The sequence below is a fragment of the Nocardioides sp. genome (assembly GCF_047607185.1).
Classification (GTDB): domain Bacteria; phylum Actinomycetota; class Actinomycetes; order Propionibacteriales; family Nocardioidaceae; genus Nocardioides.
Genome location: NZ_JASGDQ010000072.1, coordinates 34553 through 49140, shown reverse-complemented (window position 1 = coordinate 49140; position 14588 = coordinate 34553). Strand labels below are relative to the sequence as shown.

Sequence of the window (14588 nt, the reverse complement as noted above, 5' to 3'; positions counted from 1 at the left end):
GCAATGGGCACCGTTCCCCGAAAGGCCCTTCCATGACTGCCCCAGCTCTCATCGCTCTCGCCCACGGCTCGCGCGACCCGCGCTCGGCCGCCACCATCACCGCCCTCGTCGACGAGGTACGCCGGACCCGACCCGACCTCCGCGTCGCCGAGGCCTTCCTCGAGCTGTCCAAGCCCTCCTTCGACACCGTGGTCGACAGGCTCGTCGCCCAGGGTCACGACGAGATCGTCGTGGTGCCGCTGCTGCTCACCGAGGCCTACCACGCCAAGGTGGACGTGCCTGCCGTCGTCGCCGCGGCGTCCGTGCGGCACCCCGGGGTGAAGCTGCGCGCCAGCGCCATCCTCGGCCTGGAGCCGACGTTCCTGGAGGTGCTCGACGAGCGGCTGCGTGCCGCGCTGCGCGCCGCCCGGGTCCGCGAGCTCGATGCCCTGGTGCTGGCCGCGGCCGGCTCCTCCGACCGGCTCGCCAACGCCTCCGTCGCCCGGCTCGCCCGGCTCTGGGGCGCCCACCACAAGCTCCCGGTAACGGCCGCCTTCGCCTCCGCCGCGCCCCCGACCACCGGTGAGGCGGTCCGGGCGTTCCGGGCCGAGGGTCGCCGCCACATCGCCGTCGCCTCCCTGTTCCTGGCCCCGGGCTGGCTGCCCGACCGGGCCGCCGAACTGGCACTGGAGGCGGGCGCGCTGGCGGTCTCCCAGCCGCTGGGCGCCCACCCCGAACTGGCCCGCGCCATCCTGGCCCGCTACGCCGTCGGCTCCCTCCAGCTGGTCCCCGTCTAACTCCGGGTGACCAGTCCCAAACTGACACCCCATTGCCGGTGAGCAGTCCCAAACTGACACCCACGAGCCCGTGAACAGTCCCAAACTGACAACCAAGTGGCTCGCGGGACAGACTGAACCGAGGAGAAGCGCGCGAGGAGCGTGTCAGTTTGCGACCGGTCGGCGGAGTTTGGGTGTCAGTTTGCGACCGGTCGGCGGGGTTCGGGTGTCAGTTTGCGACCGGTCGGCGGGGTTTGGGTGTCAGTTTGGGACTGCTCACCAGGGCTTGAGTGTCAGTTTGCGTCTGCTCACGTGGAGGGGACAAGGCGGGGGAGGAGGCGGGTCAGTTCCTCCTCGGGATCTGTCGTGACGCCGCCATGCACTGGGCCCGGCTGGAGGACCGTGCTGCGCGGGGCCTTGAGGAGGCCGAACCGAGTGCTCAGGTCATCGCGCACCTCGCGAGTGCCGTAGGCAGTCGCACGGCTGCCCGCCGCCACGTCGATCTCACCGCGACAGACCTTGTCGACGCCGTCGAGCGCCTGACGCACCGCGGCGGCGTCGAGGTCTGGAGCCAGCACACGGAGCCGGTCCTCGTCGACCCGCCAGGCGCAGCCGAGGAAGCCCTCGTCGGGACAGTGCAGCACCACGCCGACGTTGACGAACTCCTCGCGCTCCACATGCGGGACGCAGCGCAGCACGACGTACTGGTAGGGCGTCATGCCGGCTCCCCCGGCAGCCATGCCGTCCGCTCGGCGAGCCGGGCGCCGAGAAAGGCGGCGTAGCGCGTCCGCAGCGCGGCGGGGTCCTCGGCGCCGGGCACCGGCTCGAGCCATTCGTCGGGTACGTCGGCCAGGACGGCGTCGAGCACGCCATCGCTCAGCCGCCGCGCCAGGTCGGCGTCCTGGTCGGCGGCGCTGGCTGCGTAGGCCCTCATGATGTGCTCGGCGATGTCGAAGGGCTGGGCGGCGAACCGCTCCGGGCTGCCACCACCGCCCGGCCAGGAGTGGTGGAAGTAGAGCGAGGCGCCGTGGTCGATGGCGTAGAGGACACCGTTCCAGACCAGCAGGTTGGGGTTGCGCCAGCTGCGGTCCACGTTGGCGGTGAGCGCGTCGAGCCAGAGGATCCGGCCCGCGAGGTCGGGGTCGGGCGTGGCGGTGACGTCGTAGCCGAAGGCGCCGGGCAGGAAGTCGATGCCGCGGTTGTGGCCGGCGCTGGCGTTGAGCAGGTCCTGCACCTCCTCATCGGCCTCGTAGCGAGCCAGTCGTGGGTCGAGGTCGAGCACCACCTGGTCGGGAGTCGGCACGTCGAGGGCGCGGGCGAGGCCGGCGACGACGACCTCCGCGACCAACACACGCAGGCCCTGGCCAGCGCCCCGGAACTTGCCGACGTAGGTGCCGAGGTCCTCGGCCTCGACGATGCCCGGCAGGCTGCCACCCTCCCGCAGCGGTGTGACGTAGCGGGTGACTCGCACCAGGTCCAGGGTCACGTGAGCGATTCCGTCGTGATGGTGTCGGCTGCCAGCCGTGCCTTCTCGGCGGCGAGGTCGAGCCCCTCCGGGACCGGCCAGTCGAGGTCGAGGTTGGTCAGGGTCTGCTCGATCAGCTTGGCGATCGCCAGGTTGCGGAACCACTTCTTGTCGCTGGGGACGATGAACCAGGGCGCGTGGTCGGTGTTGCAGCGCTCCAGCGCGATCTCGTAGGCCTCGGTGTAGGCGGCCCACAGCTGTCGCTCGTCGAGGTCGCCGGGGTTGTACTTCCAGTGCTTGGTCGGGTCCTCCAGTCGCTCCTGGAGGCGCTCCTTCTGCACCTCCGGCGAGATGTGGAGCATGCACTTGAGGACGACGGTGCCCTCGTCGACGAGGCGCTTCTCGAAGTCGTTGATGGCACCGTAGCGCCGCTCGATCTCCTGGGCCGGCGCGAACGAGCGCACCCGCTGGATCAGCACGTCCTCGTAGTGGGACCTGTCGAAGACGCCCACGAAGCCGGCCGGCGGCACCGCCTTCTCGATGCGCCAGAGAAAGTCGTGGGCGCGCTCCTCGGCCGAGGGCGCCTTGAAGGAGGTGACCTTGAGGCCGATCGGGTCCATCAGGCCGACGGTGTGCTTGAGCACTCCTCCCTTGCCGGAGGTGTCCATGCCCTGCAGCACCAGCAGCAGTTGACGGGGACTGGTCGACTCCTTGCTGGCGAACAGCCTGGTCTGCAGCTCCAGCAGCTCCTCGGCCATCCCGGCCAGCGCCTTCTCGCCCTCCTTGCGGCTGTCCTCGATCGTGGGCGTCGCGGCGGGGTCGTAGTCGGAGAGGTCGACCTTCCCGGAGGGCACCCGCAGCGCCTCGGCCATCGACTCCCGGGCCGGCTTCTCACCCATCAGTGCGCCAGCCCGCCGTGCCGGTTGACGAGCGGGGGCGTGGAGGACCACGGGAAGTTGATCCACAGGTCGGTACGACGCCAGACATAGTCGGCCTGGATCACCGTCCGAGGCTTCTCGTAGAGAACCGCCGTGCGGGCCTCGGCGACGTGGCCCGCGCAGAACTCGTGGACGATCTCCAACGTCTTGCCGGTGTCGGCGACGTCATCGGCGATGAGCACCTTCATGCCGGTCAGATCCACCGCTGCCGGAGTCGGCGGCAGCATGATGGGCACCTCGAGTCGCTCGTCGATGCCGGTGTAGAACTCCACGTTGATCGTCGAGAGGTTCTTCACGTCGAGGGCGTAGCCCAGGCCCATGCCGAGCGCCAGCCCGCCCCGGGCGATCGAGAGGATCATGTCCGGCTCGTAGCCCGAGTCGACGACCTGCTGCCCGATCTCTCGGACGGCGGTGCCGAACAGCTCGTAGGTCAGGGTCTCGCGCGGGTCGTCGGTCACGCACCGGATTCTGGCATGTCGAGGTCCTCCGACGCGCCCACCTCCGACTTCACCACCGCGAACGCCAGCCCCGGCGGATAGCCCTTACGGGCGAGCATGCCCGCGAGCCGGCGGACCTTGGTCTGCTCGTCGAGGCCATCCATCGAGCGGAGCCGCTTGCGGACCAGCGCCCTCGCAGCAGCCTCCTCGCCGGCCGGGTCGAGCTCGTCGAGCGCCTCACCGGCGATGTCGTCGGGGACACCCTTACGGCGCAGCTCCTGGGCCAGCGCCCGCTTGGCCAGCCCTCGGGAGGCCTGTCGGCCACTCGTCCACATCCTGGCGAAGGCGAGGTCATCGACGAGACCGACCTCCTCGAACCGGTTGAGCAGCCGGGTGGCGATCTCGGTCGGCACGTTGCGCTGAGCCAGCTTGGCGGCCAGCTCGGCCCGGCTACGGGCCTGACCGGTCAGCTGATCGAGCAGGATCCTGCGCGCCACCGACTCGGGGTCCGCATCCGGGACCTGACCGGGATCGGGCGCCTCCGGCTCGGCGCCGTGCCTGGGTGGCGGCTCCCCCACCCAGACGCTGACCCCGAGCCGGACGTCACCGGCCCACTGCGAGGCCCGATCAGAAGTCATCGATCCCGATCGGGGCATCCGGCAGCTGCGCCCCGAAATCCGGCAGGGCGTCGGACGGGTTGTCGACGGTCGGGCCGATGCCCAGCTTCTCGAGGATCTTCTTCTCGAGCTCGTTGGCCAGGTCGGGGTTGTCGCGCAGGAAGCCCCGAGCGTTCTCCTTGCCCTGACCGAGCTGGTCGCCCTCGTAGGTGAACCAGGCGCCGGCCTTGCGGATCAGGCCTGCCTCGACGCCCACGTCGATGAGGCCACCCTCGCGGGAGATGCCCTTGCCGTACATGATGTCGAACTCGGCCTGCTTGAACGGCGGAGCGACCTTGTTCTTGACGACCTTGACTCGGGTGCGGTTGCCGACCATGTCGGAGCCGTCCTTGAGGGTCTCGATGCGGCGCACGTCGAGCCGGACCGAGGCGTAGAACTTCAGTGCCCGACCACCGGTGGTGGTCTCCGGCGAGCCGAACATGACGCCGATCTTCTCGCGCAGCTGGTTGATGAAGATCGCCGTGGTGCCGGCGTTGTTGAGGGCACCGGTCATCTTGCGCAGCGCCTGGCTCATCAGCCGGGCCTGCAGGCCGACGTGGCTGTCGCCCATCTCACCCTCGATCTCGGCGCGCGGCACCAGCGCCGCCACCGAGTCGATGACGATCAGGTCGAGGGCGCCGGAGCGGATCAGCATGTCGGCGATCTCCAGCGCCTGCTCACCCGAGTCGGGCTGGCTGACCAGCAGCGCATCGGTGTCGACGCCCAGCGCCTTGGCGTATTCGGGGTCGAGGGCGTGCTCGGCGTCGATGAAGGCGACCACACCGCCCGCTCGCTGCGCGCTGGCGACCGCGTGCAGCGCCACCGTCGTCTTGCCGGAGGACTCCGGGCCGTAGATCTCCACCACCCGGCCACGCGGCAACCCGCCGATGCCGAGCGCCACGTCGAGCGCGATGGAGCCGGTCGGGATCACCTCCAGGGGGGCACGGGAGTCGTCGCCCAGTCGCATGACCGAGCCCTTGCCGAACTGCTTCTCGATATTGGCGAGCGCGGCGTCGAGCGCCTTCTCGCGATCTCCTGCGGCCATCTTCAGGTCCTTCCTGTCTGCGTCTCTTGCTCGTGTCTTCGTCATCGAGGCTGGACGCTAGAGGGGCCCACCGACAGTTCTGATCGGAGCCTGTGGACCGCGCGCCATCTGTCTTCCCCAACCTAGCCCGAACAGATGTTCGATCATGGCATTGTGGCTGCGCGTGTCGTGGCGTGTCACCGCTCCGACGCGGGAAGCTCCAGCACCCGGTGCACCGCTTCCCAGACCTCCTTCGGAGGCGTGCCCGCCGCCAGCGCCTCCCGCACCGTCTGCGACTGCAGCTCGGTGATGGCGAAGCTGCCCGCCCAGTATTCGTAGTAGGCCGGCCCGAGCGTCCGCTCCAACCGCCGCCACAGCTCGGTATGCCTCACGACGTCGACTCTGCCACGTCCCAGAGGTGATGGACCACGTCGTGGAGGTGGTAGCGGCCGATCGACTCGACGCTGAACACGCTGCCGTTCGAGCGGAGGCCCCGGCGGCCCCAGGCGTCGGGTGGCACCGACTCGTAGATCGCGGCGACCGCGTCGGCCGCATCGAGCAGCTCCGGGCCGACGACGGTGGGGGTGGCCAGGTCGTAGCGCGACTCGACGGCGGTGACGTCCTGGTCCCAGTTGGCGAATCTCGGCTCGTCCTCGTCGAGCATCAGCCGCACCCGCTCGGCGAAGATCCGGTGGACGTCGCGGACGTGGCAGGCGTACTCGGTCGTCGACCACACGCCCGGGCGCGGTCGCGTCGTCACCTCGGGGCCGGCGAGCGCCGCCTCCCAGCCGGTGGCGTTGTCGCGGATCATCGGCGCGAGCTGGTCGACGGTGACCTCGTCGGCGACGAAGCCGCACTCCGGGCAGGCTCGCTCCAGCACCCAGGTCCAGTCCTTGGTGTCGGGCTCGGGCGGGATCGGGACAGCGCTCACTGCCCCAGCATCCCATCGGTCCCGAGGGCCGCCGACAATTGTCGGCGGCGCGAGAGAGGATGGGCCCCGTGTCAGCCAACCGGTTCAGCGAGCCCACCCGGGCGTGGTTCGAGGCTGCCTTCGCCGCTCCCACGCCTGCGCAGGAGGGCGCCTGGGAGGCGATCAGCCACGGCCGGCACGCACTGGTGGTCGCCCCGACCGGGTCCGGGAAGACGCTCTCGGCGTTCCTGTGGGCGCTCGACGGACTGCTCACCTCGCCGGTGCCGCCGAAGGCCGAGCGCACCCGGGTGCTCTACATCAGTCCGCTGAAGGCGCTCGGGGTCGACGTCGAGCGCAACCTGCAGGCACCGCTGGTCGGCATCAGGCACACCGCGGCGAGGCTCGGGCAGTCGGTGGCCGACGTACGCGTGGGGGTGCGCTCCGGCGACACGCCCGCCGCCGACCGGCGCAGGCTGGGCACCGCTCCCCCGGACATCCTCATCACCACGCCCGAGTCCCTCTTCCTGATGCTCACCAGCCGGGCCCGCGAGACGCTGCGATCCGTCGAGACGGTGATCCTCGACGAGGTGCACGCGGTGGCCGGCACCAAGCGCGGCGCCCATCTGGCGCTGAGCCTGGAGCGGCTCGACGCACTCCTGGACAAACCCGCCCAGCGCATCGGGCTGTCGGCGACGGTGCGCCCGCTGGAGGAGGTGGCCCGGTTCCTCGGTGGCACCGCGCCGGTCGAGATCGTCGCGCCGCCCGCCGCCAAGCAGTGGGATCTGCGCGTCGTGGTGCCGGTGCCGGACATGACCGCCCCGGAGGAGTACGACGAGCAGGACCCGCAACGCAGCCAGTCGATCTGGCCGCACGTCGAAGAGCAGGTCGCGACGCTGATCGAGCAGCACCGCGCCACGATCGTCTTCGCCAACTCCCGGCGGCTCGCCGAGCGGCTGACCGCCAGGCTCAACGAGATCGCCGCCCAGCCAGAGGCACAGCGACACGAGAGCGACCGGGTGCCGGCTCAGGTGATGGCCGAGTCGGGACAGAGCCACGGCGCCCCGCCGGTGATCGCGAAGGCCCACCACGGCTCGGTCTCCAAGGAGCAGCGGGCCCAGATCGAGGACGACCTGAAGGCGGGCCGGCTGCCGGCCGTCGTCGCGACCAGCAGCCTCGAGCTCGGCATCGACATGGGCGCGGTCGACCTGGTGGTCCAGATCGAGTCGCCGCCGAGCGTGGCCAGCGCGCTGCAGCGGGTCGGCCGGGCCGGCCACCAGGTCGGCGAGGTCTCCCGCGGCGTGCTCTTCCCCGAGCACCGCGGCGACCTGGCGCAGACCGCGGTCGCGGTCGAGCGGATGCGCACCGGTGCCATCGAGTCGCTGAGCGTGCCGGCCAACCCGCTCGACGTCCTCGCCCAGCAGGTCGTCGCCATGACGGCGCTCGACGTCTGGCAGGTCGACGAGCTGTTCGAGCTGGTCAGGCGGGCCGCGTCGTACACGTCTCTGCCGCGCGCCGCCTTCGACGCGACCCTCGACCTGCTGGCCGGTCGCTATCCGAGCGACGAGTTCGCCGAGCTGCGGCCGCGCATCGTCTGGGATCGCATCGCCGGCACGCTGACCGGCCGGCCCGGGGCGCAGCGGCTCGCCGTCACCAGCGGCGGCACCATCCCCGACCGGGGCATGTTCGGGGTCTATCTGGTGGGAGAGGGCACCGGCCGACGGGTCGGCGAGCTCGACGAGGAGATGGTCTACGAGTCACGGGTCGGCGACGTCTTCGCGCTCGGCGCGACCAGTTGGCGGATCGAGGACATCACCCACGACCGGGTGCTGGTCACGCCTGCGCCGGGGGTGCCCGGCCGGCTGCCGTTCTGGAAGGGCGACTCTCTCGGCCGGCCGGCGGAGCTGGGCGAGGCGATCGGCGGCCTCACCCGCGAGCTGGCCTCGCTGCCCGAGGCGAGGGCGGTCGCCCGGGCCCGCAGGGACGGGCTCGACGAGTGGGCGGCGGCCAACCTGGTCGGCTATGTCAGGGAGCAGGCCGAGGCCACCCGGCAGGTGCCGAGTGACACCACGCTGCTGGTGGAGCGGTTCCGCGACGAGCTCGGTGACTGGCGGCTGGTGCTGCACTCGCCCTACGGCACGCCCGTGCACGCCCCGTGGGCGCTGGCGATCAACGCACGGCTACGGGAGCGGTACGGCGTCGCCAACCCGGGGAGCCACGCGGTCGCCAGCGACGACGGCATCGTGGTGCGGATCCCGGACACGGAGGCCGAGCCGCCGGGCGCCGACCTGGTCGTCTTCGAGCCGGACGAGATCGAGGGCATCGTCACTACCGAGGTGGGCGGCTCGGCGCTGTTCGCGTCCCGGTTCCGGGAGTGCGCGGCGCGGGCGCTGCTGCTGCCGCGCCGCGATCCCGGCCGGCGCAGTCCACTGTGGCAGCAGCGGCAGCGCTCGGCGGCGCTGCTGTCGGTCGCCGCGCAATACCCCTCGTTCCCGATCGTGCTCGAGGCGGTGCGCGAGTGCCTGCGCGACGTCTACGACCTGCCTGCGCTGGTGACGCTGCTGCGTCGCGTGGAGCGGCGGGAGGTGGCGGTCGCCGAGGTGTCGACGCAGTCGCCGTCGCCCTACGCACGGACGCTTTTGTTCGGGTACGTCGCCCAGTTCATGTACGAGGGCGACTCCCCCATCGCCGAGCGGCGAGCGGCGGCGCTGACCCTCGACCAGGGCCTGCTCGCCGAGCTGCTGGGTCGCGCCGAGCTGCGCGAGCTGCTCGATCCCGAGGTGCTCGCCGAGCTGGAGGCCGAGCTGCAGCGGCTGGCCCCCGACCGGCGGGCTCGCGACCCCGAGGGGCTGGTGGACCTGCTGCGCCTGGTCGGCCCGCTGACGTCGGCGGAGGTCGCGGAGCGCTCCCAGGAGGGAGTCGACTGGCGCTCTGCCCTGTCAGGGCTGGTCGCGGCGCGCCGGGTCGTCGAGGTGCGGATGGCCGGCGAGGCCCGTTGGGCGGTGGTCGAGGACGTCGGCCGGCTCCGGGACGGTCTGGGCGTGCCGGTGCCGCCCGGCACGCCGGCGGTCTTCGCGGAGTCGGTGGAGGACCCGCTGGGCGACCTGGTCTCGCGCTACGCGCGCTGTCACGGCCCCTTCGCCGCCGAGGAGGCGGCCGCCCGGCTCGGCGTCGGCGTGGCCGTCGTCCGGCAAACCCTGCAGCGGCTGGCGGCCCGCGGCCGGGTGCTGGACGGGGAGTTCCGTCCGACCGGCGCAGGCCAGGAGTGGTGCGACGCCGAGGTGCTGCGCACCCTGCGGCGTCGCTCGCTGGCCCGGCTCCGTCACGAGATCGAGCCGGTCTCGCCCGAGACGCTGGGCCGGTTCCTGCCGGCCTGGCAGGGCGTGGGCGGACGGCAGCGCGGCATCGACGGCGTGCTCGCGGTGGTCGACCAGCTGGCCGGCTGCCCGGTCCCGGCCAGCGCGCTGGAGTCACTGGTGCTGGCCTCTCGGGTGAGCGACTACGAGCCGTCCTACCTCGACGAGCTGACCGCGACCGGCGAGGTGCTGTGGGCGGGCCACGGCTCGCTGCCCGGCGCCGACGGCTGGGTCTCGCTGCATCTCGCCGACACCGCCGACCTCACCCTGCCCACGCCCGAGCCGGTGGACGACGAACTGGCCCGGGCGGTGCTCGACGCGCTCGCGCCCGGCGGCGCATGGTTCTTCCGCCAGCTCGCCGACGCGGTCGGCAGCACCGACGCCGCGCTGAGCGCTGTGCTCTGGGAGCTGGTCTGGGCCGGCCACGTCGGCAACGACACCCTGGCCCCGCTCCGAGCGCTGACTCGCACCGGCACGCCGTCGCACCGGAGTCGTCGTACCCCGCCACGGGCGCGGGTCACCGGCGGGCGGCCACGGCTGCCGACCCGCACCGGACCGCCCGGGACCGCGGGCCGGTGGGCGCTGCTGCCGGCCATCGACGCCGACCCGACCCGGCGCGCCCACGCCGCCGCGGAGCGGCTGCTCGAGCGTCATGGCGTCGTCACCCGCGGCGCGGTGGCCAGCGAGCGGACGCCGGGCGGCTTCGCCGCGGTCTACAAGGTGCTCAGCGCGCTGGAGGAGTCCGGCCGCTGCCGGCGTGGCTACTTCGTCGAGGGCCTGGGCGCGGCGCAGTTCGGCACACCTGGCTCGGTGGACCGGCTGCGCACGTTCATCGAGCCGGGCGAGAAGCGGCTCGCGGTCGCGCTGGCGGCGACCGATCCGGCCAACCCCTACGGCGCGGCGCTGCCCTGGCCGGATGCCGAAGGGCATCGCCCCGGTCGCAAGGCCGGCGGTCTCGTGGTGCTGGTCGACGGCGCGCTGACGCTCTACGTCGAGCGCGGCGGCCGCACGCTGCTCTCCTGGTCCGACGACCTCGACGCGCTGACACCTGCCGCGGCCGCGCTCGCGGCCGCGGTGCGCCGAGGCTCGCTGGGACGGCTCACCGTCGAGCGCGCCGACGGCGACAGGCTCCTGGGCGCGGACACCCCGCTCCGGCAGGCGCTGCAGCTGGCCGGCTTCACCGCCACGCCGAAAGGACTGAGGCTCGATGCCCGAGGGTGACGCGGTCTGGCGCACCGCGCGGCGGCTCGATCGGGCTCTCGCCGGGCAGGTCCTCACCCGCACCGACTTCCGGGTCCCCGCCATCGCGACCGCCGACCTGAGCGGGCAGCCGGTGATCGGCACGGTCACCTACGGCAAGCACCTGCTGACCCGGATCGGCGAGCGCTGGACGCTCCACACCCATCTGCGGATGGACGGCTCCTGGGTGGCGCTGCGCCCCGGGCAGCACTGGCCCAAGCCTGCACACACCGCCCGCGTCGTACTGGCCACCGAGGCCGGCCAGGCGGTCGGGTTCAGCCTGGGGGTGGTCGAGCTGCTGCCCCGCGCCGACGAGCAGCGGGCCTACGCCCACCTCGGGCCGGACCTGCTGAGCGAGGACTTCGACGAGGACGAGGCGGTACGACGCCTGCTGACCCACCCCGACGAGCCCGTCTTCGACGCGCTGCGCGACCAGACCTCGCTGGCCGGGCTCGGCACCATCTGGGCGGCGGAGACCTGCTTCACGATGGGCGTCCACCCCACCATGCCGGTGCGGCAGGTCAAGGACCTGACCCGGATGGTCAGGGTGGCGCGGCTGAAGCTGCGAGAGGCGATCGAGCACCGAGCGCCCGCCTCGATGGCGGTCTACGGCCGGGAGCGAGCCGGCTGTCGGCGCTGCGGCACGCCGGTGCGGAGGCTGGAGATGGTCGAGCGGGGCGGCACGCGGCCGGCGTACTTCTGCCCGAGCTGTCAGAACGCCTAGGCCGCGGAGGCGACGACCTCGGCGTCGGTGCGCACCGGGATCGGGGTGGGCGCGGTGGCGGCCTCCTCGACGGCGACGGCGTGGGACACCTCGTGCAGCACATCGGAGAGGCGGACGTCGAGGGCCCGGCACAGCGAGGCCAGCAGCTCGGAGGAGGCCTCCTTCTGGCCGCGCTCGATCTCGGAGATGTAGCCGAGGCTGACCCGGGCCGTCGCGGAGACCTCTCGCAGGGTCATCCCGCGCTCCACCCGCTGCGTGCGGAGGACGTCGCCGAGAAGCCGACGGAACAGCACCATGCGGACTGCCTCCCTACATCTGCTCGAAACTGTGCTTGGCCCCAACGCTACCCGAGAGCCGTCTGTTCCTGCAGCGCCCCCGCCAGCGCGTCGAGGGCGGCGTCGCAGCTGGCCTCCTGGATGCTGGTGCGATCGCCGTCGAGGCGGTAGCGGAAGGACCGTACGCCGCTCGGCCACGCGATGCCGACGAAGACGGTGCCGACCGGCTTGCCCTCCTGCTGGTCGGGGCCGGCGACCCCGGTCGTGGCGACGCCCATGTCGGCGCCGGTCACCTTGCGGACCCCCGCGGCCATCGCCTGCGCGCACTCGGCGGAGACGACGCCATGGGCCTCGACCAGGTCGGCCGGGACGCCCAGCAGCGAGATCTTCAGCTCGGTCGCGTAGGCCACCACGCCGCCGACGTAGGTCGCCGAGGAGCCGGGTACGTCGGTGAGCCGGGCGGCGAGCCGGCCGCCGGTGAGCGACTCGGCCGTGGCCAGCGACCAGCCGGCCGCGCGGAGCAACTCGTGCACCCGCGCGGCCGGACCGGTCATGCCAGCGACCCTATCGTCAGCTCTTGCGAAGCTTCTTGAGCCTCTTCTTGAGCTTCTTGATCTTCTTCTTCAGCTTCTTGACCTTGACGGTCTTGTGGGCCTTCTTGGCCTTCTTCAACTTCTTCTTGAGCTTCTTGAGCTTGCTCTTGACGGCGGCGATCTTCTTGGCCTTGCCGTCGTCGGTCGTCGCCGACGATGCGGCCAGCGGGATGGTGACCGTGGTGCCGGAGGGCTGGGCGACCAGCTCGATCTCACCGGCCGCCGTCAGCGTTGCCGGGATGGCGAGGCTGACCGTGGCGGTGCCATTCGTGACGGCGGCGGTGCCCAGGGAGGTCTCACCGGCGGAGGTGACGGCGGTGATCGCCACGCTGGTGTTCTGCGGCGATCCCAGCGAGGTGAGGTCGAGCGTCTCACCCGTCAGGGGGTACGTCGTCCCGGCATCGGCGTTGTTCACACCCAACGTGAAGGTGTAGCGGCCCCCGGCCGTGACCGAGTTCGGCAGACCGGACTCGAAGACCTGCTGACGGGCGTAGTCGGGGCTGATCGGCGTGTTGGCGGCGAGGTACTCGCGCCACAGCTGGGCATCGAGATAGCCGCTGTCGTAGTAGCTGCCCTCGGTGAAGGAGGTGAAGTTGTCGCCGCCCTGGGCCAGGAAGGAGAAGGTCGAGACGTTGTAGCTGGCGGTGTCGTCGATCGGCTTGCCGTCGATGTAGACCGAGGTGATCCGCGAACCCTCCGGGGCGGTGGCGTCGGCGGTCACCGAGACGTTGTCCGACAGCCCGAGCTGCAGGTAGGGCCGCGAGCTGCCGCTCGGCTGCCACTGCTCCTCCAGCACCTCCTTGAGCTGGGCGCCGGTCAGCGTGACCACCGCGATGGTGTTCGAGTAGGGCAGCACCGAGTTGGCCTCGGCGTAGGTGACCACGCCGTCGGTGTTGGCCTCGTTGCTGGAGGTGTCGCCGGCGTAGTAGAGCTCCGCGCGCAGGCCGCCGGGGTTGGTCACGCCCAGGTCGACCTCGGCGAACGCCTCGGCGCCGTCGCGCAGCGCGTTGGCGACCAGCTCGCCGAGGGTGGACTCGGCCGCCCGGTTGTCGCGGGTGCCGCCGGTGTAGACCCCGTCGGTGTAGGTGCCGCTGCTGAAGGCGGTGGTCACGTCGTCGGTGATCGTGGTGATCGGCGTGTCGCCGATCTCCGCGGCGTAGGCCAGGGCCGCGGTGGTGATCTCGTCGACCTCGGCGACCCGCTCGTAGGAGGTGTCGGCCGTGGTCACCCGCGCGACGTTCTGCGCGGCGTAGGCGGTCACCTCATCGGAGTCCGGGTCGTAGGTCAGGTCCACCTCGCCGACGTTCTCGCCGTAGGAGCCGGTCTGCAGGATCGGGCGGGTCTTGGTCGAGTCACCGGGGACGGGCGCGTCCCAGGCGTACTCCATGTGGGTGTGGCCGGTGAAGATCACGTCCACCGCGGCCGAGGTGTCGTTGACGATGTCCGCGAACGCGGTGCCCAACGCGACCTGGGTGTCGAGGTCGGACTCGTCCGAGCCCTCGCTGGCGCCCTCGTGGTACTCCGCGACGAGGATGTCGGCCTCACCGTTGGAGTCGTCACCGTCGGTGAGCTCGGCGGCCACCCGGTTGACGGCCTCGACCGGGTCGCCGAAGTCGAGGTCGGCGATGCCAGCCGGCGAGACCAGGCTCGGGGTCTCCTCGGTGACCGCACCGATCACGCCGACGGTCACACCGTCGACCTCGAACAGCTCGTACTCCTGCATTGCCGGGGTGGTGGTGCCGGACTCGTAGACATTGGCGCCCAGGTAGGTCCAGTCGGCGTTCTCCTCGATGTGGTCGGTCAGGTCGTCCATGCCCTTGTCGAACTCGTGGTTGCCGACCGCCGAGGTCTGCAGGTCGAGCGCGTTGAGCACGTCGATGGTGGGGTCGTCGTCCTGGATCGAGGAGGCGAACAGCGACGCGCCGACGTTGTCACCGGCGGAGAGGAACAGGGTGTTGTCCTCACCGGCCTCGGCTCGCTCCTGCTCGATCGTGGTTGCGAAGGCCGTGGTGTTGGTGTCGATGCGGCCGTGGAAGTCGTTGATGTTGAGCAGCCGGATCGACACCGCGTCCGCCGCCTCAGCGGGCGCGATGGCCAGGATGCTGAGCGAGGTCGCGGTGAGCGCGAGACCACAGCTTGAGGCGACCAGCCGCGTTCGTCGCGCGGCCGCGCCTTGATTCCTCGGGAGAGGTCGTGGCACAGGAAATTCCTCCGGACTA

14 protein-coding genes are annotated in these 14588 nt (G+C 71.6%); 3 read left to right on the top strand and 11 right to left on the bottom strand.

Going from position 1 to position 14588, the window contains the following annotated elements; genetic code table 11:
• Nucleotides 1–32: 32 nt before the first annotated feature.
• The gene (locus QM595_RS08245; RefSeq protein WP_415171064.1) at nucleotides 33–776 is read left to right on the top strand and encodes a sirohydrochlorin chelatase; all 744 of its coding nucleotides are present in this window, start codon (nucleotides 33–35) and stop codon (nucleotides 774–776) included.
• 287 nt (nucleotides 777–1063) lie between these two features.
• Here QM595_RS08245 and QM595_RS08240 read toward each other — a convergent pair whose 3' ends face one another.
• From QM595_RS08240 to QM595_RS08205, 8 genes are all read right to left on the bottom strand, one after another.
• Nucleotides 1064–1474, bottom strand: coding sequence for a DUF3037 domain-containing protein (locus QM595_RS08240; RefSeq protein WP_415171063.1), 411 nt, complete (start codon nucleotides 1472–1474; stop codon nucleotides 1064–1066).
• Nucleotides 1471–2241, bottom strand: a complete 771-nt coding sequence (locus QM595_RS08235; RefSeq protein WP_415171062.1) for a HipA family kinase — start codon at nucleotides 2239–2241, stop codon at nucleotides 1471–1473. The genes QM595_RS08240 and QM595_RS08235 overlap by 4 nt, the downstream gene beginning before the upstream one ends.
• On the bottom strand, nucleotides 2238–3119 hold the full coding sequence (locus QM595_RS08230; RefSeq protein ID WP_415171061.1) for a PPK2 family polyphosphate kinase: 882 nt from the start codon (nucleotides 3117–3119) through the stop codon (nucleotides 2238–2240). The genes QM595_RS08235 and QM595_RS08230 overlap by 4 nt, the downstream gene beginning before the upstream one ends.
• Entirely contained in the window at nucleotides 3119–3616 is a 498-nt protein-coding gene (locus QM595_RS08225; protein ID WP_415171060.1) for a phosphoribosyltransferase, read from the bottom strand. Before QM595_RS08225 ends, QM595_RS08230 begins: the two co-directional genes overlap by 1 nt.
• The gene (locus QM595_RS08220; protein ID WP_415171059.1) at nucleotides 3613–4233 is read right to left on the bottom strand and encodes a regulatory protein RecX; all 621 of its coding nucleotides are present in this window, start codon (nucleotides 4231–4233) and stop codon (nucleotides 3613–3615) included. Before QM595_RS08220 ends, QM595_RS08225 begins: the two co-directional genes overlap by 4 nt.
• Nucleotides 4223–5296: a recombinase RecA gene (gene recA / locus QM595_RS08215; protein ID WP_415171058.1), complete on the bottom strand. Its 1074-nt coding sequence runs from the start codon at nucleotides 5294–5296 to the stop codon at nucleotides 4223–4225. Before recA ends, QM595_RS08220 begins: the two co-directional genes overlap by 11 nt.
• A 176-nt stretch (nucleotides 5297–5472) precedes the next feature.
• Nucleotides 5473–5667: a DUF3046 domain-containing protein gene (locus QM595_RS08210; RefSeq protein WP_415171057.1), complete on the bottom strand. Its 195-nt coding sequence runs from the start codon at nucleotides 5665–5667 to the stop codon at nucleotides 5473–5475.
• On the bottom strand, nucleotides 5664–6206 hold the full coding sequence (locus tag QM595_RS08205) for a DinB family protein (protein WP_415171056.1): 543 nt from the start codon (nucleotides 6204–6206) through the stop codon (nucleotides 5664–5666). Before QM595_RS08205 ends, QM595_RS08210 begins: the two co-directional genes overlap by 4 nt.
• Before the next feature lie 68 nt (nucleotides 6207–6274).
• On the opposite strand from QM595_RS08205, the gene QM595_RS08200 reads away from it, so the two are divergent.
• Nucleotides 6275–10759, top strand: coding sequence for an ATP-dependent helicase (locus QM595_RS08200; RefSeq protein WP_415171055.1), 4485 nt, complete (start codon nucleotides 6275–6277; stop codon nucleotides 10757–10759).
• Nucleotides 10746–11501: a DNA-formamidopyrimidine glycosylase family protein gene (locus QM595_RS08195; protein WP_415171054.1), complete on the top strand. Its 756-nt coding sequence runs from the start codon at nucleotides 10746–10748 to the stop codon at nucleotides 11499–11501. Before QM595_RS08200 ends, QM595_RS08195 begins: the two co-directional genes overlap by 14 nt.
• On the opposite strand, the gene QM595_RS08190 is transcribed toward QM595_RS08195, so the two are convergent.
• The 3 genes from QM595_RS08190 to QM595_RS08180 are packed head-to-tail and all read right to left on the bottom strand — an operon-like array spanning nucleotide 11498 to nucleotide 14569.
• Entirely contained in the window at nucleotides 11498–11797 is a 300-nt protein-coding gene (locus QM595_RS08190; RefSeq protein WP_415171053.1) for a helix-turn-helix domain-containing protein, read from the bottom strand. The genes QM595_RS08195 and QM595_RS08190 overlap by 4 nt on opposite strands.
• Nucleotides 11798–11844: 47 nt before the next feature.
• A complete protein-coding gene (locus tag QM595_RS08185; protein WP_415171052.1) occupies nucleotides 11845–12330 on the bottom strand; it encodes a CinA family protein in 486 nt (161 codons plus the stop codon).
• 16 nt (nucleotides 12331–12346) lie between these two features.
• On the bottom strand, nucleotides 12347–14569 hold the full coding sequence (locus tag QM595_RS08180) for a bifunctional metallophosphatase/5'-nucleotidase (protein WP_415171051.1): 2223 nt from the start codon (nucleotides 14567–14569) through the stop codon (nucleotides 12347–12349).
• Nucleotides 14570–14588: the final 19 nt, after the last annotated feature.